The organism is Sphingobium herbicidovorans (assembly GCF_002080435.1).
In the GTDB taxonomy this organism is placed as follows: domain Bacteria; phylum Pseudomonadota; class Alphaproteobacteria; order Sphingomonadales; family Sphingomonadaceae; genus Sphingobium; species Sphingobium herbicidovorans.
On record NZ_CP020538.1, the window covers coordinates 1,732,237 to 1,752,940 of the forward strand.

Sequence of the window (20,704 nt, forward strand, 5' to 3'; positions counted from 1 at the left end):
ATGCCAAGCAAGAAGCACAAGCCGGAAGAGATCATCGGCAAGCTGCGTGAAGTTGAGATTGTGCTGGCGCAGGGGGCGTCGACCGCTGAGGCGTGCCGCCGGATTGGGGTCAGCGAGCAGACCTATTATCGCTGGCGCAAAGAATATGGCGGGCTGAAGACCGACCAGGCGCGGCGGATGAAGGATCTGGAGAGAGAGAACCAGCGGCTGCGTCGGGCGATCTCGGACCTGACGCTGGACAAGCTGATCCTGCAGGAGGCTGCACGGGGAAACTTCTGAGCCCCGCGCGGCGACGGCGCTGCATCGATCATCTGCGACGAGAGCTTCCAGTCCGGGTGTCTGAGAGACGGATATGCCGGGTGCTGGGCCAGCATCGATCGACACAGCGCAAGGTGCCGCGTGGGGCGGATGACGAACAGGCGCTGACCGAGGACATCGTCGCCTTGGCGAAGCAATATGGTCGTTATGGTTACCGCCGGGTGACGGCGCTGCTGTGCCATGCGGGGTGGACGGTGAACCATAAGCGGGTTGAGCGTATCTGGCGGCGTGAGGGACTGAAGGTTCCGCCGCGCCAGCCAAAGCGGGGACGCCTGTGGCTCAACGATGGATCATGTATCCGCCTGCGGCCCGAGTATCCGGGGCATGTATGGGCTTACGACTTCGTCGAAGGGCGGACGCATGATGGCCGCAAGTTCCGCATCCTGACCATCATCGACGAGGCGAGCAGAGAATGCCTGGCGCTCATTGTCGCACGGCAGCTCCGCCACGAAGACGTGCTGGCCGCCTTGGCCGACCTGTTCATCACGCGTGGCCCGCCAGCGAATATCCGGTCCGACAATGGCAGCGAATTTGTCGCGACAGCTGTCCAGAAATGGCTGGGGCAGATCGGCGTGAAGACGCTCTACATCGCACCGGGATCACCATGGGAGAATGGCTATAACGAAAGCTTCAACGGGTCGCTTCGCGACGAACTGCTCAACGGCGAGATCTTCTACAGCCTCGCAGAGGCCAAGGTGCTGATCGAAGCATGGCGGCGGCATTACAACACCGTCCGCCCTCATAGCAGCCTGGGCTACCGACCACCGGCACCGGAAACGGCGACACCGCCATATCCGGCCTCCGGTTCCGCTTCGCTCCACCTCCACCCGGATATGGCGCCAGCGGTTTTAATCCACTAACAAACCAATCGGTCCACTCGGTGGGGGCAGATCAAAAATAGCAGCAGAAAATCACGGAGCGGCGCGAGACGCGCCGCGATCGTCTCGCGATAGGGCGTCGAGGCCAGAGAAATCCCTGCCAGCAGCCCGCCGACCTCCTTGCCCAGCCCTACCAATTCACCCACGGCCGCGAATATGGCCGCCAAGGCGATAGCTGAGATCATCATGAGTTCAGGTGCCTGCGCCAGCCGCTCCGTCAGGGGATTGGCAAGGAACCGGACGAAAAGGATGACCATTACGACCATCGCGCCGCCGGACAAAACAACCGACAGGAGGCCCTCAGCCCCCTCAGCTTCTCCGGCCGAACCGATCCCGATCGCTGACAGAACTATCATCGCCAGCACCACGACCAGATCCTGCACGATCAGGAAACCGAGCGCGATCTGGCCGTGCAGGGCATCGATCTCGCGCTTGTCGGACAGAAGCTTTACGATGATGATGGTCGAGGAAAAGGTGAGTGCGACGGCGACATAGAGGCTTGTCACATGCCCCAAACCGAGCCCAAGGCCGATCAGATAGCCGAAAACAGACGTAAACAAGACCTGGCCAAGACCGGTAAAAAGCGAAACCGTCCCAAGGGAACGCACCAATTTAACGTCGAGCTTGATGCCGACGAGAAATAGTAGCAGCGCGATTCCCAGCTCCGAGAGCAGCTTGACCTGCTCCGCAGACTGCACGAGGCCCAAAGCCGAAGGGCCGGCAATGAGACCCACTGCGATAAAGCTGACGATGAGCGGCTGGCGGAGAACTATTCCAAGGAAACCCACGACAGCCGCCAGTACCAGCAAAGCAGCGATCTCGCCGAAGGTAGATTGAACGATAAATTCCATCGGACTCCCTGACATTTTCGGTGCTCATCACTGCTCTTGGCGGGCGCGAGCGCTTCCCGATCCCACGAAAACGGAGCAGCAGCTTACTAGGCAAGCCGTATTAACACCTACAGACCTGCTATGGTGATCGGTCTTAGCCTCAGCATTCTGTGCATCCCGTTCGGCGTCAAACGAGGAGAGGTAGAAAATGGCATTCGGGCAATCGGACCCGTCCGTTGTTTGGCTTGAGAAGCTGAGCATTGGCGACATTCCATCTGTCGGGGGCAAGAACGCCTCGCTTGGTGAACTCGTCTGCCAGCTCGGCAGCGCCGGCGTGCGCGTTCCCAGCGGTTTTGCGACCACCGCGTCGGCTTTTCGGGACTTCGTGAAACTCAACGCTCTCGAACCCGCCATGCGCGAACACATCCAGTGTTACCGTTCCGGGCAGGAGACTCTACAGGATGCCGGGCATGCCATCCGGGAACTCATGCTGGCGAGCAGGCTGCCCGACGACCTCGCCGATCAGATCCGCTCCGCCTACGGCCTTCTCGCCCAACGGACGCAATCGCGCGATCCGGCCGTAGCCGTGCGCAGCAGCGCGACGGCCGAGGATCTTCCGGATGCGAGCTTTGCCGGACAGCACGAGACCTTCCTTAACATCCGCGGCGAAGCGGCATTGATCGACGCCTGCCTGCGTTGCTTCGCCTCGCTCTTCACCGACCGTGCGATCAGCTATCGCGAAACGAAGGGCTTCGATCATTTCGCGGTCGCGCTTTCAGTAGGCGTGCAGCAGATGGTCCGCTCCGACCTGGCCGGCTCGGGGGTCATGTTCACCATCGACACGGAATCCGGATTTCCCGGCGTCGCCACGATCAGCGCGGCTTGGGGGCTTGGCGAAACCATCGTGCAGGGGGCCGTGAACCCGGACCACTACGTCGTGTTCAAGCCGCTGCTGGAGAACTCCGCCGCGCGCCCGATCATCGAGAAGACGCTGGGCGACAAGGCCATCCGCATGATCTACGCGGAGGAAGGCGGCCGGCAGACCCGGATCGTTGCCTCCACTCTCGCCGAGCAACAGTCTTTCGTGCTGAACGACGACGAAATCCTCGAGCTTGGACGATGGGCGGTGGCCGTGGAGAGCCACTATGGCCGGGCAATGGATCTGGAGTGGGCCAAGGATGGCAGCAACGGGCTTCTCTACCTCGTTCAGGCCAGGCCGGAAACTATTCACGGAGGTCTCGGACAGGCGAGCTTCCGCCGATACATCTTCAAGTCCGATGCCCAGCCGATATTGTCAGGCGTGTCCATCGGCAGCGCTGCCGCAAGCGGCCAAGTCTGCCTTATTCACAACGCATCGGATATCGCCCATTTCCAGGACGGTGCAATTCTGGTCACCGGCAATACCGATCCCGATTGGGTCCCGATCATGAAGCGGGCAGCCGGGATCGTCACCGATCGCGGCGGCAGCACCAGTCACGCCGCGATCGTCAGCCGAGAGCTTGGCGTTCCGGCCGTCGTCGGCACCGGCACAGCGACATCCATCCTGCGCGATGGACAGGAGATCACGCTTTCGTGCGCAAGCGGCGACAAGGGGCTGATCTTTGAAGGCCTGCTCGATTTCACGGTCGAAGACATCGATCTTTCGGCCATTCCGGAAACCCGCACCGAGGTCATGCTCAATATCGCTGATCCGGCGGCAGCGTTCCAGTGGTGGCGGTTGCCAGCCAAGGGCGTGGGCCTTGCCCGGATGGAATTCATCATCAACAGCCTGATCAAAGTCCACCCGATGGCGCTGCTGCATCCGGAACGGGTCTCCGCCACCGACAATCGCCAGATCCAGGAACTGGTCCGGGGCCACGCAGACCCCGCCGACTATTTCGTCGATATGCTGGCGCGCGGCATTGGCCGCCTGGCCGCGCCGTTCTTTCCCCACCCCGCAATCGTCCGCCTTAGTGATTTCAAGACCAACGAATATGCGCACCTTATCGGCGGCGATGCCTTCGAACCGCACGAAGAAAATGCCATGCTCGGCTTCCGCGGCGCCTCGCGTTACTACGATGAGCGCTACCGCGAGGGCTTCGCGCTGGAATGCCGGGCGCTGCGCAAGGTTCGCGAGGAGATGGGCTTTGCCAACGTGATCGTGATGGTGCCCTTCTGCCGAACCCCGGCGGAGGCCGACCGTGTGCTCGCCGTGATGGCCGAAAACGGGCTGCGCCGGGGATCGGACGAGCTGCAGATATACATGATGTGCGAAATCCCCTCCAACGTCATTCTCGCGGAGCAATTTGCCCAGCGGTTCGATGGCTTCTCGATCGGATCGAACGATCTCACCCAGTTGCTGCTCGGCGTCGACCGCGACTCCGAGCTGCTTGCCGCCATGTTCGACGAACGCGATCCGGCGGTGATGCACGCAATCGCCGAAGCAATCCGCAAGGCGCACACCGCTGGCATCAAGATCGGCATCTGCGGCCAGGCGCCCAGCAACTATCCCGAATTCGCCGAATTTCTCGTCCGCGAAGGGATCGATTCAATCTCGCTCAATCCCGACAGCTTCGTGAAGACCTGTTCCGCCATAGCTGCAGCGGAGGTTCCTGCCCCATGATGCATCCGCTGCGGCAACCTGAAACCCGCCGAAAAGGATGTTAGAAGCCGTGACTGACCCGGCGATGAAGGACCCGAGGGAACCACCAGCGGAACCGCTGCCGGCCAAGTCGGCCCTAGGACGGCTGCCGAAGATTTGGCCAGCGTGTCAATCATGCCGCCGTGAATCATGATCCGGGAAAACAGCAGGACAGAGACCAGCGCGAGGGCGACTGAAGGTGCCGACGGACCGCAACTGCTAATGACGGCCAGAGGACAGTCCGGCTCGCCGCCCGGATGATGACCACACGGACAAGAGCTAAAAGCAGCACCTGCCCGATCGCCTGTCGGTCGGCGCGCCGCTCAATCCGTTGCGGGCGGACACGCTCTATTCACAGGGCGCCGAAGGCTATGTGGATATCAGACGCTCGCCAAGGCGGGCTGACGGGATGTGAAAAGGGGCCGCCAGAGCAGTGGCGGCCCCTTTTTACTATGTCTTTGCGACTGACGATCAGGCGCTGAATTTCTCACGCAGCGCGAGCATGGCGATGGCCGCCTTTGCGGCCTCCCCACCCTTGTCCTTTTCATCGGAACGAGCGCGGGTCAGGGCCTGAGCCTCATTTTCCACCGTCAGGATGCCATTGCCGATCGGGATGCCGTCCATGCTGAGCGCCATCAGACCGCGCGCGCTCTCGTTCGACACGACTTCGAAATGATAGGTTTCCCCGCGAATGACCACCCCGATCGCGATGAAGCCGTCATAGCGCCCGGTTTCCGCCGCAAGCGCCACCGCACCGGGGATTTCCAGCGCGCCGGGCACCGTTACGACTTCATATTTGTGCCCTTCCGCCTCCAGCGCGGCCACGGCGCCCTCGATCAGCAGATCGTTGAGATGAGTGTAGAAGCGGGCTTCAACGATCAGGAATTTCGCCACGGCCGTATATCCTTTTTATTGCTCTACGGACCGCTGCCCAACCACGGCGAGGTCATAGCCGTCAAGCGCGATCAGGCTGTGATGCGTGTTGCTGAGCAGGATCATGTCATGGACGCCGAGTTCGGCCAGGATCTGCGCGCCCACGCCATAGTCGCGAAGCTCATCCATGCCGCTGCCGGGTTGCCCTGCATGATGGCGCAGGATGCGGCTGACAAAGTCCACCGGGGAGGCGCCGGTCAGAACGACGATGATCCCCGCACCTTCCTGCGCGATGATCTCCATCGACTTGGCGAGCAAGCCGTGACGAGGGCCGGTGGCGCCGTAGACGTCGTCCAGCAGGGAAAGCTGATGCACCCGCACCAGGGTGGGCTCATCGGGAACGACATGGCCCTTTTGCAGCACCAACTGCTCGCTGTTCGTCGCCTTGTTGTAGAAGCTGATCGCCTTCCAATCGCCACCCCACTCGCTCTTGAACGTGGTTTCGGCGCGCCGCTCGACCATATGATCGTGGCGGCGGCGATAGGCGATGAGGTCCCGGATCGTCCCGATCTTCATCTTGTGCTTCTGGGCAAAGGGGATGAGGTCGTCGAGGCGCGCCATCGTGCCGTCGTCCTTCATCACTTCGCAGATGACGCCCGATGGATTGAGACCGGCAAGCCGTGCGACATCGACCGCCGCCTCGGTGTGGCCGGTGCGCACCAGAACGCCGCCATCCCTGGCGACCAGTGGGAAGACATGGCCGGGGGTGACGATATCGTCGCGGCCCTTCGATCCGTCGATCGCAACGGAGATGGTGCGGGCGCGATCGGCGGCGCTGATGCCGGTGGTGACGCCCTCACGCGCTTCGATCGACACGGTGAAGGCGGTTTCATGCCGGGTGCCATTGTTGCGGCTCATGAGGTCGAGCCCAAGTTCCTCAACCCGGCTTTTGGTCATCGCGAGGCAAATGAGGCCGCGGCCGTGGGTCGCCATGAAGTTGATCGCGTCGGGTGTCGCCATCTGCGCGGGGATGACAAGGTCGCCTTCATTTTCACGATCCTCGTCATCGACCAGGATGAACATGCGTCCATTGCGCGCCTCGTTGATGATCTCTTCCGGGCTGGCGAGCGCGGTGCCACCTTCGCGGCGAAGGAGATAGCTTTCCAGCTTGCCCAGCGTGTCGGCAGTCGGGTTCCAGTCTGGTTCGCCCAGCTTGCGCAGCGAATTGGCGTGCAGTCCAGCGGCGCGGGCCAGGCCGGAGCGGGACATACCGCCATCGTTGACGAGAGTGCGGACGGTATCGATAAGCGCGGAAGACATTGGCTGCGACTCCTTGGCCAGATCGGCCGTGGAGAGCAGTTATCACATCATGATGTGATATGTTCAAGCAAAAATCACATCATCTTGCGGAGGCTCTGCATCCGGTCGAGATAGCGGGCGAGCACATCAATCTCCAGATTGAAGGCGCGTCCGATGGGAAGCGCGTTCAGCGTGGTGGCCAATGCGGTGTGCGGAATGATGTTGAGGCCGAAGTGAACGGCGCCGTCCGGCTGGTCTTCGACGCTGTTGACGGTCAGCGAAATGCCATCGACAGTGATCGATCCCTTGGCGGCCAGCGCGGCCGCCAGCGCGGCAGGCGCGGCGATGATGAGCCGCGTCGAATCGCCCTCCCGCGTCGCCGACACCAATGTGCCGACGCCATCCACATGGCCAGTAACGATGTGGCCGCCCAATTCGTCCCCAACCTTGAGCGCGCGCTCCAGATTGAGTCGCCCGCCCTGCGCCCAAAGGCCCGGCGCGGTGCGCGCCACGGTTTCAGCCGACATATCCACGGCGAACCAGTCAGCGCCCTTTTCCACCACGGTCAGGCAGGCACCGGAACAGGCGATCGAAGCGCCGATCGCAACGCTGTCCAGATCATAGGCGGTGCCGATGACGAGGCGAAGGTCGCCGCGCTGCTCGACGGAGCGAATGGTGCCGATGTCGGTGATGATGCCGGTGAACATGGGTCGTGCAATCCTGCTGGGTATGCGGCGCGCTCTAAGCGGTGCGACGCCTTTCGTAAACCTCCAGCCGGTCCTCGCCCAGCCGCCGCTCATCCGTCAGCCGCCAGCCGCCATGCGCCTGCGCCAGATCGGAAAGGCCAATGTCGCCAATGCCGGGAAGGCCAGAGCCGATCAGGATCGGCGCGCGGTAGAGCAGCAGCCTGTCCACCAGATCGGCGCGCAGAAACGCCGCTGCGGTGGCCGATCCTCCCTCGATCAGCAGGTGATCGACCTGGGCAAGCGCGGCGATGTCGTCCGGCTGGCTGACGGTCTCCCATCCCTTGAGCGCCGGGCCACGGGTGATCAGCAGGCGGCGGGGTGAGCGATCCTCCAGCCCTTTGAGCCTGACATCCAGACGCGGGGCGTCGGCTCGCAGGGTGCCGCCGCCGACCAGAATGGCGTCATGGCGGGCACGTTCGAGATGGGCATGCGCGCGCGCGGCCTCGCCGGTGATCCAGCGGCTCGCACCATCCTTGAGCGCGATGCAGCCGTCGAGCGACAGGCCGAGTTTGAGCGTGACGGCGGGACGGCCAAGCGTTTGCCGCAGGACGAAGCCGCTCATGGCCGCAGCCGCTTCCCGCGCCATCAAGCCCATTTCGACATCGATGTCGTGGGCGCGCAGATACGCCGCCCCCTGCCCGTCCGTGCGCGGATCGGGATCCCGCAACGCAATGACGACGCGCTTCACCCCCGCCCGCACCATCAGATCGGCACAGCGTGGGCCTCGGGGGACAGGTGAAAACAGGGCTCCAGCGTTACATAGGCGGTCGCGCCACGCGCCTGATCCAGCGCCTGATCCAGCGCCTGCGCTTCGGCATGGGGGCGACCGCCCTTCTGGGTCCAGCCGCGCCCGACGACTGCGCCGTCGCGGACGATCAGGCAGCCAACATTGGGATTGGGCGTAGACAGCCCACGTCCGCGTTCGGACAGGGCGATGGCCGCAGCCATGAAACGGCGGTCGTCGGCGGGATCAGCCATAATTGTGCGGTTCAAGGCTGGCGGGTGCCGGGCGAGACCTGATCCGCCGCCTCTGCCTTCGCCAGCCGCGAATCAAGCTGCGCGTTGATCGCCTTCAGCGCTTCCTTGCGCCGCGCGGAGTTCCGCGCTTCCTCCGTTCGCCAGTCGATGCCGAAGGCATCGGCCCAGCCCTGCATCTGCTTCTGCCGCTTCTGCAGCGCCGCCTCGCTCTTTGCCAGATCCATCTTCTGCTGCAGGATGATCGCGGCATCCGACCGGCTGGCGTCCCAGCTTTGGACATAGATGATCTTGTTGCGGGTCGGCATGGTATTGCGGTTGGCATCGACCACAAAGGTCCAGATGATGACGTATGTGATCGCCATGGACAGCCCGAGCAGCGGCCATTTATGCGGCCGATTCTCGCGAAAATAGCTCCACAGGTCGCTGAGGGCGCTCTTGGGAGAGACTGGACGGGGGAAGATCGCCATCGCTTTCATATAGTGGATGGCGCGGCCGGATGCAAAGCCGCCGCTTGCATCCGGCGCCAACGCGCTTACCGGTCGGTCAGTCGGAAATATATGGTCAGCACCTTGGCTCCGCTGACCGCCACGCCATCGCGAGTCGCGGGATGAAAGCGCCATTTCCGCAGCGCGTGCCGCTGGGTAGCGAGCCAGAACGCTTCATCAGTCGCGGCCAACCGCTCTATGTCGATCACCCGACCCTGGGCACTGATGGTTACGCAGACGGTGACGGATCCTTCGATCCCTTGCCGGATCATGGTTCCGGGATAATCGGGCTGAAAGGCCGCCAGCGCCTTTGGGTCGATCCCCGGTTCAACCATCACAGGCTCGCGCGGCGGATCGAGCGGGGACAGGATCATCTCCTCGCCGCCAAAGCCTTCTGCGCCGCCGTTGCCGGTGAGCACGAGGCCGGAACCGTTGTCCGCACCATTCACCAGACTGTCGGGTTTCGTCGGGCCAGGATCAGCTTTCGCACGAACAGGCAACTTGCTTTGAGGCTGCGAAGGCTGATTTTCAGGTGGCGGCGGGGGATCCAGCGGTATCTGGCTGCCGATGAGTATCTGCGGCACATAGGGCGCGATAACCTCTCTCGGCATCAGGATGAACGCGCCCACGACCACGGCATGAACTGCTATCGTGGCCCCGATCCCAACAGGCGATCCGCTCTTACCGCTATAGCCGGATTGCTGTTGTGCGCCCATTGCATGCGCTGTCATGAACGTCATCGCATCCCTCCATTTTCGCGCGGTCTGACTGCCGCAGCATTAGAAATGTTACATCATATCTTATGATATGTTGCAACATTATCTTTCAGGCCCATACTTGTGCGGGAGCCACCCCGACCTTACCATGGCCCTATGAGCCAATTGCCCCAAGATCCCACCCTGGACGAAGTTCGCGCGTTCCTGGCGCCGATCCTGCCCCGCCATGCAGCTTTCGACGGATGGCGGAAGGAAGCGATAACAATGGCAGCGGCGGAGGGCGGTATCGACGCCGACATCGCCCATCTCGCCTTTGCAGGAGGCGCGATGGACATGATCGACGCCTGGTTCGCCAACATCGATGCGCGCATGATCGAGGCGCTGCCAGCGGAGAAGATCGACGCCATGTCGATCCGCCAGCGCATCATTGCGCTGGTGACCGCGCGGCTCAAGCTGCTTGCCCCTGACCGCGAAGCATTGCGCCGCGCCCTGGCGATCATGGCTATGCCGACAAACAGCGCGCGGGCAGCGCGGCTCGGCTGGCGGGCTGCGGACGTCATGTGGCGTGCAGCGGGGGACAACGCGACCGACTTCAATCATTACAGCAAGCGCCTGACGCTCACGACAGTCTATGCCGCGACGTTGCTCGTATTCGTCGATGATGACAGCGAGGATTGGGCGGAAAGCCGCGCCTTCCTGAACCGCCGCATCGAGGGCGTCATGCGGTTCGAGCGCGCAAAGGCGAAGTGGAAGGGCGCGGGCGGCGGCGAGCGGCTGAGCCTGTCCCGCTTTATTGGTAGGCTGCGTTACCCGGCAGTATGATGTGCCAAGCGCCGACGGCGATTCGGTCTGGCCTTTTCCTATCTATATTGATAGTCACTCGCAGCTTATCCTAACGAGTGCTTCCCCTTGCGTTTGACCGACCTGCCGCTTCGCCAGCCAGCCTATGTTGACATTATAGACTGGGACGCGCTGTCCCTTTCGGACGGCCAGCGTCTGCGCGAATTCGGCCTGTGTGAAGGCGCGAGCGTCGAGGCGCTCCATCATGGCGGGCTGCTGGGCCGAGGCCCCATTGCCTGCAAGGTGGGACGCATGACCATCGCGATGCGCCGCAGCCATGCCGCCGCCATCACGGTGCGCACTGGCCCGGCAGACGTCGCGGCATGAGCAACCTGCCCCTGATCGCGCTCGTCGGCAATCCCAACGCGGGCAAGAGCGCGCTTTTCAACGCATTGACCGGCGCGCGGCAGAAGCTGGGCAATTATCCGGGCGTCACTGTGGAGCGAAAGGCCGGGCGCCTGTCGCTGTCGGACGGTCGCCCCGTCGAGCTGGTCGACCTGCCCGGCACCTACAGCCTCAATCCCACCAGTCCTGACGAACAGGTGACGCGGGACGTCGTGCTCGGCAGGCAGCAAGGCGAACGCCTGCCCGACGCACTGGTGGTGGTGGTCGATGCATCCAATCTCGACAATCATCTGCGTTTCGCGCTCGAACTGCTGTCGCTCGGCCTGCCGACCATCATCGCGCTCAACATGGTGGATCTTGCCACCCGCGACGGGCTGGAACTCGACGCCGCGATCCTTTCGCGCGAACTGGGCGTGCCGGTGATACCGACCGTGGCCGTGCGCAAGCGCGGACTGGACCATCTGCGCGGTGAGCTGGACAGCATGTTCGACGGCAGCGCACAGCGGGCTGGCGCTGCGGAAGATGCGCGCGACTTCGACATGCTGCGCAGCGAAGCCCGGCGCATCGCCCGTGCCGCGGTGGTGCGGGAAACCCCGTCCCGTCGCCTGACCGCCGCCATCGACCGCGTTGCGCTGCATCCCGTAAGTGGCCTGTTGCTGCTGCTTGGTTTGCTGTTCGTCATGTTCCAGGCCGTCTATGCCTGGTCCGAAGCGCCGATCGCCATGATCGAAGGGTTGGCGGAAGCCGCCAGCGCATTCGTCAGCGATGCCCTGCCATCCGGACTGCTGCGATCCTTTCTGGTCGATGGCGTCATCAACGGCGTGGGATCAGTGGTCGTGTTTTTGCCGCAGATCCTGATCCTGTTCTTCTTCATCCTGATGCTGGAAGCGACCGGCTACATGGTCCGCGCCGCATTCCTGATGGACAGCCTGATGGCAAAGGTTGGCCTGTCGGGCCGCGCCTTCATCCCGCTGCTATCCTCCTTCGCCTGCGCGGTGCCGGGCATCATGGCGACTCGCACCATTGCGGACCCGAAGGACCGGCTGACCACAATATTGATCGCTCCGCTCATGACCTGTTCGGCGCGTCTGCCGGTCTATGCGGTGATCATCGGCGCCTTCATCCCGGCGCGCGACGTTGGCATGGGCATCGGGCTTCAGGGCCTTGTGCTCTTCTGCCTCTACGTCGCAGGGATCATCGGCGCCATGCTGGTCGCGCTGGTGCTGCGATTGACCGTTACCAAGGGCGCGAGCGGCGGATTCCTGATGGAGATGCCCAAATATCAGTGGCCCCGTCCGCAGGACGTGCTGCTGGGCCTGTGGCAGCGCGCCATCATCTTCCTGAAGCGCGCAGGCACCATCATCTTTACATCGACAGTGATTTTGTGGGTACTGCTGAGCTTTCCCAAGGCGCCCGAAGACAGCGCCGTCAGCCAGGTCAATTATTCGGTCGCGGGGCGGATCGCTAACGGCCTGAATGTCGTGCTGGAACCGATCGGGTTCAATCGCGACATATCATTGGCGCTAATCCCCGCCATGGCGGCCCGGGAAGTCGCGGTGTCGGCACTTGCGACCGTCTATTCGCTCGACGCGGGCGATGACGAGGCGAAGCTGGAGCAAAGCCTTGGCGAACGCCTGAAGGACAATTGGCCGCTACCCACGGCCCTCGCCTTTCTAGCGTGGTTCGTGTTTGCGCCGCAGTGCATTTCCACGATCGCGGTCACCAAGCGTGAGACAAACGGATGGAAATGGCCTCTTTTCATGATCGCATATCTGTTCGCCCTGGCCTACGCGGCCGCCGGCCTGACATATTGGACGGCAACCGCCATCGGCTTGGGGTAGCGTCCGCATATCGGCGGAGTTTGGGGTAGCGTCCGCAGGCCAGCCGATTATAAGAACCTCCAAAGTATCGGAGGAATTATGGCGGGTTCGGTCAACAAGGTCATTCTGGTGGGCAATCTGGGTGCGGACCCGGAAGTCCGCAGCTTCCAGAATGGCGGCAAGGTTTGCAATATCCGCATCGCGACGTCCGAAACCTGGAAGGACCGCAATTCGGGCGAGCGCAAGGAACGCACCGAATGGCACAGCGTCGCGATCTTTTCCGAAGGTCTGGCGGGCGTCGCCGAGCGCTATCTGCGCAAGGGCAGCAAAGTCTATGTCGAAGGCAAGCTGCAGACCCGAAAGTGGCAGGACCAGTCGGGCAATGACCGCTACACCACCGAGGTCGTGCTGCAGGGGCCGAGCGCGGTCCTGACGATGCTGGACGGCGCGGGCGGCGGTGGCGGCCAAGGCGGCGGACGATCGCAGGGCGGCGGCAGCGACTGGGGCGCAAGCTCAGGCGGCGATTATGATGATTTTGGCGGCAGCGGCGGCGGCAGCGGCTTTGGCGGAGGTAGCAGCGGTGGACGATCTTCGGGTGGCGCCCGGGGCGGCGCTGGCGGGCCGAACTTCGACAATGACCTCGACGACGAAGTGCCGTTCTGAAGCACTGACCTGCCCATAAAATAAGCGCCCCAACCAACGGTCGGGGCGCTTATTTGTTACCAGAAAGTCGTCAGGCCGCCGCAGCAATTTCCATCGCGGCCAGCTCGGCGGTCGCGAACCGGCGAATATGTTCGCCCAGATCCTCACGCTCCAGCGCGATGGCCAGGTTCGCTTCGATATAACCCGCCTTTGAGCCACAGTCGAAGCGGCGTCCATCGAAGGTTACACCGTGGAAAGGCTGCTGCCCGATCATTGACGCCATCGCGTCGGTCAGCTGGATCTCGCCGCCCGCACCCTTTTCCTGCGTTTCCAGAATCTTCATGACCTCCGGCTGCAGGATATAGCGGCCGGGCAGGATGAGGTTGGAGGGCGCCGTGCCGGGCGCCGGCTTTTCCACCAGCCCCTTCACCTCGGTCAGCGCGCCATCGCGCTTGCCGGGATCAATGACGCCATAGCTTGGCGTGTCGGCCATCGGCACTTCAAGGGCGCAGACCAGATTGCCGCCGACCTGATTATAGGCATCGACCATCTGCTTGAGGCAGCCGCGCCCCGGCGAGCCCTTCATAAATTCGTCCGGCAGGAGGATAGCGAACGGCTCATCCCCCACAATGTCGCGCGCGCACCAGACTGCGTGACCCAAACCCAGCGGCTCCTGCTGGCGCAGGAATACCGCATTGCCGGGCGCGAGACGGGTGCCGTCCAGCGCAGACAGATCCTTGCCGCGCTCGCGTTGGGTCGCTTCGGCCTCATAGGCCATGTCGAAATAATCCTCGATCGCGCCCTTGCCGCGACCGGTGATGAAGATCATCTGCTCGATGCCCGCCTCGCGTGCTTCGTCCACCGCATATTGGATCAACGGGCGGTCAACGACGGGCAGCAGTTCCTTGGGGACGGACTTGGTTGCTGGCAGAAAGCGCGTGCCGAGCCCTGCAACAGGAAACACGGCTTTACGTATCGGCTTGTAAGGCATGGGACTCCATTCTCGCTAAGCGCGCGGACAGGCTTTGCCGTCCACGCCGAAAAGGTCAAGCATAGCGGGAGGATTACCTCGCCCGGTTAGACGGCCAGCAAGCGCTGCGCCACCGTTTCGAGCGAAGCGATCTCCGCATCGAGGTGATCAAGCGAGACATGCGTATGATTGTTCCGCGCATCGCGGCAAGTAAAACCGCCGGGCGCAGGCTGCTGAAAGCCGCAAATGATGAGCGATCGAAAGCGATCGATCCTCTGCATGTGTCGCTCGATGTCCGAAATCTCCGTCAATGCGCTGGCGTTGCGCTTGTCACGCATCGCCACAATCGTGCGAAGTTCGGTCATCAGTTTCGCCATGGTGGGGCGCATCCGGGTGCCGACGGTTCGCACGTCGCCCATCGCTTCCCGCATCATCGCGATCTTCGCCTCCAGACTTTGTTCCAGCATCGTCCAGGCACAGACTAGACGACCCACGGAACATAGCAGCGCCGCATCTTCCGGCGCATAATCGGACACCGCCCTCACTTTTATCTCGGCTATATGATTCACGACCCACCCCGGCTCTTTTTTTCCTCTGCCCAAGCGAATCCTGCACGGAACATGGCGGCAAAGGCTAGAGCCCGGCGGTCACGCCCCCCGCAACCGGGGCACAGGCCAGCGGAAGCCGTGCAAAATCAGCGATGAACCGATGGCGAGGCCAATGCCTGGTTCAAAAATCGATAGCGATTCCCTTGCGTTCCCAGTCTCCATAGCGAACCGGACTGAGTTCCTCCTGATGCCGCAAAGGGTGGTCGATAGGATCAGGCTGGGGGATCGGAGGACTTTTCGAAAGATGCTCAGGCGGCTTCACATGCGCCGGGCGCTTGCCGTTGAATGTTCCCATGTCCCAAGCCTTTCAATTGCAGTGCCGCGCAAGCAATCCCATATTCATGCGCAGCCCGCTATCTGGGCTGCGAAGGAGTGGAAGACAAGTGAGCGGTTTCAAGACGGTGATGCTGTTGTCGGCGTTGACGGCGCTGTTCATGGCGTTGGGTTACACCCTGGGTGGCAGCGGGGGCGCGCTCATCGCGTGGCTGGTGGCTGCGGGAATGAATCTTTTCACCTTCTGGAACGCCGACAGAATCGTGCTTTCCATGCACAATGCGCGGGAGGTGGATGCGCAGAGCGCGCCGGAATTTCATGGTCTGGTCCGTGATCTGGCGCAGCGGGCGGGCCTGCCCATGCCGCGCGTCTACCTGATTGACGAGCCGCATCCCAACGCTTTCGCCACTGGCCGCGATCCCGACCATGCCGCAGTCGCCGCGACGACCGGCCTGCTGTCCATGCTGTCCCGCGAGGAAGTGGCAGGGGTGATGGCGCATGAACTGGCCCATGTGAAGAATCGCGACACGCTGATCATGACCATGGTCGCGACGATCGCGGGCGCCATATCGATGCTCGCCAATTTCGGCCTGTTCTTTCGCGGCGGCAACCAGGAAAACGGCCATGGCAATATCGCCGCGACGCTGCTGGCCGTCATTGTGGCGCCCTTTGCGGCGATGATCGTGCAGATGGCGATCAGCCGTACACGTGAATATGGTGCGGATGCCGCAGGCGCACAGATCAGCGGCAATCCCCGCGCACTCGCGTCGGCGCTGGCGAAGATTTCGGGTAAAGCGGAGTTGATCCCCAACCCGGTTGCGGAGCGCAATCCGGCCGCCGCGCAGCTATACATCGTGCCGGTGCATGTGAGCGAACTCTTTTCAACCCATCCCGCAACGGAAAAGCGCATTGCGGCGCTGGAGGCGATGGTGGGAACGGGTGGCGCGCCGCTGTCGGCGTTGAGTCCAGTACGGCCTTCGAGCGTCGCGGCCAGGCAACGCAAATCGAGCGCACTGGACCCGCTGCGCCGGGACTGACGCATATACTGCGACCAGCGTGTCCAGCGTCTCCGACGCCAGAGTCTCCCAACGGAGGTTACATTTCGGTCCGATATGGCCTAGGCGCGGCTGATGGCCCGCCATTCCAAACATGAAGACGTTCCCGGCCTTCCCGCGCGCCGGGCTGCGCTGCGCCTGCTCGACGCCGTGCTGCGGCGGGGCGACCCGCTCGAACTGGCGCTGCATGGCGCTGCGCAGGGCCTACCCCCCGCCGACCGTGCGCTGGTTCATGCGATCGCCGCCGAAACGCTGCGTCACCTGCCCGATCTCGACGCGCTTATCGACAGCGCGACGAAACAGCCGCTGCCTGACGACGCTAAGGCGCGCATGGTCCTTCGCATTGCGCTGATCCAGGTATTGGCGCTCGGGACCGCCCCCCATGCCGCGATAGCCACCGCGCTGCCACTGGTAGATGGCGGTCCGCGCAAGTTGGTCCACGGCGTTTTCGGCACCGTCACCCGCGCCGAACCGGTGCTGCCCAATCCGCCGACCCTGCCCGACACCGTCGCTGCGCGCTGGGCGGCACAATGGGGCGAGGCCATGCCGCAGGCGGCAGCATATGCCTATGCCGTGCGCCCGCCGGTCGATCTGAGCCTGCGCGACGCGAGCGAGACGCAATCATGGGCGGAAAAGCTGGGCGGCGAAAACTTCGCGCCCGGCCATGTCCGCCTGCCGGGCCAGACCGTCATCACCGAACTAGCCGGTTTTGCCGAGGGCGCCTGGTGGGTTCAGGATCTCGCCGCGTCCTGCCCGGCGCGGCTGTTGGGCGCAGGCGAAGGCCGCACCGTGCTCGACCTCTGCGCCGCGCCAGGGGGCAAGACGATGCAGCTTGCAGCCGCCGGATGGCAGGTGACGGCGGTCGATCAGTCGAAGAAACGGCTGGAGCGGCTGAGCGACAATCTGACGCGGACCGGCCTTGCCGCCACCATCGTTGCGGCAGACTTGCGACAGTGGGAACCCGCCGCTCCCGTCGATGCCATTCTGCTCGATGCGCCCTGCACAGCGACCGGCATCTACCGCCGCCATCCAGATGTGCTGCATCGCATCGGCCCGCGTCAGATTGACGAGCTTGCGGCGCTGCAGGCTGAATTGCTGGGGCGCGTTGCCGAATGGCTGAAGCCGGGCGGCACGCTGGTCTACGCCACATGTTCGCTGGAACAGGCGGAAGGCGAAGATCAGGTGCGCGCCTTTTTGCAGGAGCATCGGGACTTCACGCTTCAACCCGCGTTGCAGGCTGAACTGCCCGACCAAATTGCGCCATGCGCGGAAGGCTGGATGCGGACGCTGCCGGACACGCTGGCGGACAAAGGCGGCGCCGATGGCTTTTTCATTGCACGGCTTGCTCGCGTGCCGGGATAATCCTAGACGTTGGCCAGTCGCCAGAAAGGTTTCTCGTGCGCCCGACCGAGCCACTTCCCCTGCATCACAGCTGGCCGCTGCACGATCTTCGCCAGCATCTGGCTTCCGTAACGCTTGACGAGCGCACCGCACGCGATGACGAAGCGCTGGCGGAGCGCGGCCTTGGGCTGTGGTACTGCGACCTTAGCGATAACAGCCTGTCATGGACCAGTGGCGTCTATGACCTGTTCGGGATTGACCGGGACATGATCGTGCCGCGACCGCTGGCCGTTTCGCTCTATGCGCCCGATTCACGCGAGGCGATGGAGCGACTGCGCGCCTATGCCATTCGTCACCGCCGCGGCTTTACGCTGGATGTCGATATCCGGCCGCTCGACGGCGGCGAATGCACCATGCGCCTCATCACCGCGCCGATTCTGAAGGGCGCGCGGGTCGTCGCGCTTCATGGAGCGAAACAGTTTCTGCCACGCGGATCGCTGGCGTCGCGCGGGCTGGACCCGACCATCTTCACCCTACCCTGACGGCGCGAACACCCTCGCCCAAAATCCCTGTGGATAAGGTTCAAATGGAGCGTTGCCCTAGCCCCGAGGCACGGCTAGAGCCGACTGTTGATGACCAGTCATATCCTTATCTCGCCCTCTATCCTGTCCGCTGACTTCGCCCGCCTGGGCGAGGAGGTTCGCGCCATTGACGAGGCGGGCTGCGACTGGATCCATATCGATGTGATGGACGGTCATTTCGTGCCCAATATCACCATCGGTCCGGGCGTGGTAAAGGCGCTGCGCTCCCACAGCAAAAAGCCCTTCGACGTCCATCTGATGATTTCGCCGGTGGACCAGTATCTCGACGCATTTGCCCAGGCAGGCGCGGATATCCTGACCGTCCACCCCGAAGCCGGACCACATATTCATCGTTCGATCCAGCATATCAAGTCGCTGGGCGTGCAGGCGGGCGTGGTGCTGAACCCCGGCACCCCGGCCAAGATGCTCGATTATCTGATCGACGACGTTGACCTGATCCTGGTGATGAGCGTCAATCCGGGCTTCGGCGGGCAGAGCTTCATTGAAAACCAGCTGCGCAAGATCGAAGCCATTCGCAAGATGATCGACAAGAGCGGACGGGACATTCGCCTGCAGGTTGATGGGGGGATCGACTTCAACACCGCCCCCCGCGCGATCGAAGCGGGCGCGGACGTGCTGGTCGCGGGCACGGCGACATTCCGCGGCGGCCCTGCGGCCTACGCCGACAATATCCGGAAGCTCAAGGGCGGGTGAGCGACAGAAGGCGCATCCCCCGCCCCTCGATCCCGGACTCGGGCGGATCAGAACCCGCCGACGATGAAATCGAGCAGGGCAAGCGGCTCATCCGCGTCGCGGATGACAAGGGCCTGTCGCTGGCGGAACGGATCGCCAACCGCTTTTACCTGATGAGCTGGAAAACGCCGATCCATGGACGGCGGCTCAAGGGCAAATATCCGCTGAAGCTGCTGGCCGTGCCGGATGACGAGATACCGGGCGATCCCAAGGCTGGTCAGGCGATCCGGGCGGGTTACTTCCTCTTTCGCGGGCTGAAACAGCCGGTCGGAACGCTGACTTTCGAGCGGATGACAATGATCCCCGCCTTCGCGGATTATCTGCACAGCTTCGCCTGGTTACGGGATCTGGCTTCGGCGGCGACGCGCGAGCAAGGGGCACCGATCGCCGAGGCCGTGCTGCGCAAATGGCTGGAGGTGCATTCCGACACGCCGAGCGAGCCTGCCTGGCGCGCCGACAACGCGGGCTGGCGGCTCCTCTTCTGGTCGGCCCACGCGCCGTTCATCCTGTCGTCGAGCGACCTCGTCTACCGATCGCTGGTGCTCAACTGCATCGCGCGCACAGCCCGCCACCTTGATCGCGGGGCGGACAAGGCTCCGCTTGGCTTACCCCGCCTTGTCGCCTGGGGCGGGATCGTTGCGGCGTCGATGCTGTTGCCGGGCGGCGCTGCACGCAAGATTTTCGGTGAGGCGGGCCTCAAGCGGGCACTCGAGAACGCGGTTCATGGCGATGGCGGCATCGTATCGCGATCGCCGGTGGACCAGTTAGAGGCCATCATGCTGCTTGCGATGGTGCGGGCGGTTTATGATGTGCGCCGCGAACAGGTGCCCCCTTTCATCACGGAAGCGTTGGGCCGGATGGTTCCGGCACTGCTCGGCCTTTCCCACGGCGATGGCGGGCTTGGCAGCTGGCAGGGGGCTGGCGCCATCGATCCCGCCACCATCGAAGCGGTCGTCCGCGCCAGCCGGGTCCGCGCCCGGCCGCTACGGCAGGCGAGCGACTGGGGCTATCAGCGGCTGGTCGCTGGCGCGACCATCGTCCAGGTCGATGCCGCGCCCCCGCCGGTAGCAAGGCTGGCCGATGCCGGATGCGCCTCCACCACCGCGATCGAGATCAGCGACGGCCCGCAGCGGCTGATCGTCAATTGCGGCGGCGCAGCGCTGAGCGGCGCATGGATGCCCGACGGACTGGCGCAGGCGCTGCGTACCACCGCAGCGCACAGCACATTGGTGCTGGACGACAGCAACTCCACGGCACTGCTGCCAGACGGGACATTGGGACGGGGCGTGACCGAGGTTGAGCTGCACCGGCAAGAGCAGGAAAGCGGCAGCCGCATCGAAATCAGCCATGACGGCTATGTCCGGCGCATGGGCTATGTCCACCGCCGACTGCTGCTGGTCAGCAGCGACGGCAAGGAGATTCGGGGCGAGGATATGCTCACCCCTGCGTCGCGTCGCCGCAAGCCGGCCAAGCTACCCGCGCAGCTGCGTTTTCACCTGGCTCCCGGGGTCGAGCCTACCGCTACCGCCGACGGCATGGGCGCGCTGCTCCGCATCGACCTGGGCGCGATATGGCAATTCCGTGCCAATATGGGCAAGCTGACGATCGAGGAAAGCCTTTGGGTGGACAGCGAGGGGCGGCCCCATGAAAGCCGACAGCTCGTCATCACCGCAGAGGCTTTGCCCGGCGGTTCGACGGTCGGCTGGCTGTTCAAGCGGGTGGGGTAACTCCCC

20 protein-coding genes and 1 pseudogene are annotated in these 20,704 nt (G+C 63.4%); 11 read left to right on the forward strand and 10 right to left on the reverse strand.

Annotation, left to right across the window (positions count from 1 at the left end):
* Positions 1-1,178, forward strand: a protein-coding gene (locus B6S01_RS08355; protein WP_094182605.1) for an IS3 family transposase whose coding sequence is annotated in 2 segments (ribosomal slippage) — positions 1-265 and positions 265-1,178 — 1,179 coding nt in all. Because the reading frame shifts where the segments join, the coding sequence is not laid out codon by codon here.
* Here B6S01_RS08355 and B6S01_RS08360 read toward each other — a convergent pair.
* Complete coding sequence (locus tag B6S01_RS08360; RefSeq protein WP_197053238.1) at positions 1,175-2,047, reverse strand: cation:proton antiporter domain-containing protein; 873 nt, start codon at positions 2,045-2,047, stop codon at positions 1,175-1,177. The two genes, B6S01_RS08355 and B6S01_RS08360, sit on opposite strands and share 4 nt — an antisense overlap.
* Positions 2,048-2,234: 187 nt before the next feature.
* Here B6S01_RS08360 and ppsA point away from each other — a divergent pair, with 187 nt between their 5' ends.
* Positions 2,235-4,628 (forward strand): phosphoenolpyruvate synthase, encoded by a 2,394-nt coding sequence (ppsA, locus tag B6S01_RS08365; RefSeq protein ID WP_037468770.1) that lies wholly within the window; start codon positions 2,235-2,237, stop codon positions 4,626-4,628.
* Between the two features lie 489 nt (positions 4,629-5,117).
* On the opposite strand, the gene ribH is transcribed toward ppsA, so the two are convergent.
* The 6 genes and pseudogenes from ribH to B6S01_RS08395 form a co-directional block, all read right to left on the reverse strand.
* Positions 5,118-5,540 carry a 6,7-dimethyl-8-ribityllumazine synthase gene (ribH, locus tag B6S01_RS08370; RefSeq protein ID WP_037468772.1) on the reverse strand — a complete coding sequence of 141 codons (423 nt, stop codon included), beginning with the start codon at positions 5,538-5,540 and terminating at the stop codon, positions 5,118-5,120.
* 15 nt (positions 5,541-5,555) lie between these two features.
* Positions 5,556-6,839 carry a 3,4-dihydroxy-2-butanone-4-phosphate synthase gene (ribB, locus tag B6S01_RS08375; protein ID WP_037468774.1) on the reverse strand — a complete coding sequence of 428 codons (1,284 nt, stop codon included), beginning with the start codon at positions 6,837-6,839 and terminating at the stop codon, positions 5,556-5,558.
* A 74-nt stretch (positions 6,840-6,913) separates the two neighbouring features.
* Positions 6,914-7,525, reverse strand: a complete 612-nt coding sequence (locus tag B6S01_RS08380) for a riboflavin synthase (protein WP_037468776.1) — start codon at positions 7,523-7,525, stop codon at positions 6,914-6,916.
* A 34-nt stretch (positions 7,526-7,559) separates the two neighbouring features.
* Positions 7,560-8,512, reverse strand: a pseudogene (gene ribD / locus B6S01_RS08385) (bifunctional diaminohydroxyphosphoribosylaminopyrimidine deaminase/5-amino-6-(5-phosphoribosylamino)uracil reductase RibD).
* A gap of 41 nt (positions 8,513-8,553) precedes the next feature.
* Positions 8,554-9,009, reverse strand: coding sequence for a hypothetical protein (locus tag B6S01_RS08390; RefSeq protein ID WP_231568081.1), 456 nt, complete (start codon positions 9,007-9,009; stop codon positions 8,554-8,556).
* A gap of 65 nt (positions 9,010-9,074) precedes the next feature.
* Positions 9,075-9,767 carry an energy transducer TonB gene (locus B6S01_RS08395; RefSeq protein WP_051908578.1) on the reverse strand — a complete coding sequence of 231 codons (693 nt, stop codon included), beginning with the start codon at positions 9,765-9,767 and terminating at the stop codon, positions 9,075-9,077.
* Between the two features lie 132 nt (positions 9,768-9,899).
* On the opposite strand from B6S01_RS08395, the gene B6S01_RS08400 reads away from it, so the two are divergent.
* From B6S01_RS08400 to ssb, 4 genes are all read left to right on the forward strand, one after another.
* On the forward strand, positions 9,900-10,565 hold the full coding sequence (locus B6S01_RS08400) for a COQ9 family protein (protein ID WP_037468777.1): 666 nt from the start codon (positions 9,900-9,902) through the stop codon (positions 10,563-10,565).
* An 87-nt stretch (positions 10,566-10,652) separates the two neighbouring features.
* The gene (locus B6S01_RS08405; protein WP_037468779.1) at positions 10,653-10,910 is read left to right on the forward strand and encodes a FeoA family protein; all 258 of its coding nucleotides are present in this window, start codon (positions 10,653-10,655) and stop codon (positions 10,908-10,910) included.
* The gene (feoB, locus tag B6S01_RS08410) at positions 10,907-12,769 is read left to right on the forward strand and encodes a ferrous iron transporter B (RefSeq protein ID WP_037468780.1); all 1,863 of its coding nucleotides are present in this window, start codon (positions 10,907-10,909) and stop codon (positions 12,767-12,769) included. Before B6S01_RS08405 ends, feoB begins: the two co-directional genes overlap by 4 nt.
* A 78-nt stretch (positions 12,770-12,847) precedes the next feature.
* Positions 12,848-13,411 carry a single-stranded DNA-binding protein gene (gene ssb / locus B6S01_RS08415; protein WP_037468782.1) on the forward strand — a complete coding sequence of 188 codons (564 nt, stop codon included), beginning with the start codon at positions 12,848-12,850 and terminating at the stop codon, positions 13,409-13,411.
* A 70-nt stretch (positions 13,412-13,481) separates the two neighbouring features.
* Here the strand turns inward: ssb and B6S01_RS08420 are convergent, their stop codons facing one another.
* The 3 genes from B6S01_RS08420 to B6S01_RS08430 form a co-directional block, all read right to left on the reverse strand.
* Positions 13,482-14,381, reverse strand: coding sequence for a UTP--glucose-1-phosphate uridylyltransferase (locus B6S01_RS08420; protein ID WP_037468785.1), 900 nt, complete (start codon positions 14,379-14,381; stop codon positions 13,482-13,484).
* An 86-nt stretch (positions 14,382-14,467) separates the two neighbouring features.
* Positions 14,468-14,896: a hypothetical protein gene (locus B6S01_RS08425; protein WP_037468786.1), complete on the reverse strand. Its 429-nt coding sequence runs from the start codon at positions 14,894-14,896 to the stop codon at positions 14,468-14,470.
* Positions 14,897-15,089: 193 nt separating this feature from the next.
* The gene (locus tag B6S01_RS08430; protein WP_081570350.1) at positions 15,090-15,263 is read right to left on the reverse strand and encodes a DUF1674 domain-containing protein; all 174 of its coding nucleotides are present in this window, start codon (positions 15,261-15,263) and stop codon (positions 15,090-15,092) included.
* Positions 15,264-15,351: 88 nt separating this feature from the next.
* On the opposite strand from B6S01_RS08430, the gene htpX reads away from it, so the two are divergent.
* The 5 genes from htpX (at position 15,352) to B6S01_RS08455 (ending at position 20,698) form a co-directional block, all read left to right on the forward strand.
* Positions 15,352-16,278 (forward strand): zinc metalloprotease HtpX, encoded by a 927-nt coding sequence (gene htpX, locus B6S01_RS08435; protein WP_174525917.1) that lies wholly within the window; start codon positions 15,352-15,354, stop codon positions 16,276-16,278.
* Between the two features lie 93 nt (positions 16,279-16,371).
* The gene (locus B6S01_RS08440; protein ID WP_037468788.1) at positions 16,372-17,658 is read left to right on the forward strand and encodes an RsmB/NOP family class I SAM-dependent RNA methyltransferase; all 1,287 of its coding nucleotides are present in this window, start codon (positions 16,372-16,374) and stop codon (positions 17,656-17,658) included.
* 35 nt (positions 17,659-17,693) lie between these two features.
* Positions 17,694-18,179, forward strand: a complete 486-nt coding sequence (locus tag B6S01_RS08445; RefSeq protein WP_037468791.1) for a hypothetical protein — start codon at positions 17,694-17,696, stop codon at positions 18,177-18,179.
* A gap of 90 nt (positions 18,180-18,269) precedes the next feature.
* On the forward strand, positions 18,270-18,932 hold the full coding sequence (gene rpe, locus B6S01_RS08450) for a ribulose-phosphate 3-epimerase (RefSeq protein ID WP_037468794.1): 663 nt from the start codon (positions 18,270-18,272) through the stop codon (positions 18,930-18,932).
* Positions 18,929-20,698, forward strand: a complete 1,770-nt coding sequence (locus B6S01_RS08455; protein WP_037468795.1) for a heparinase II/III family protein — start codon at positions 18,929-18,931, stop codon at positions 20,696-20,698. The genes rpe and B6S01_RS08455 overlap by 4 nt, the downstream gene beginning before the upstream one ends.
* Positions 20,699-20,704 lie beyond the last annotated feature (6 nt).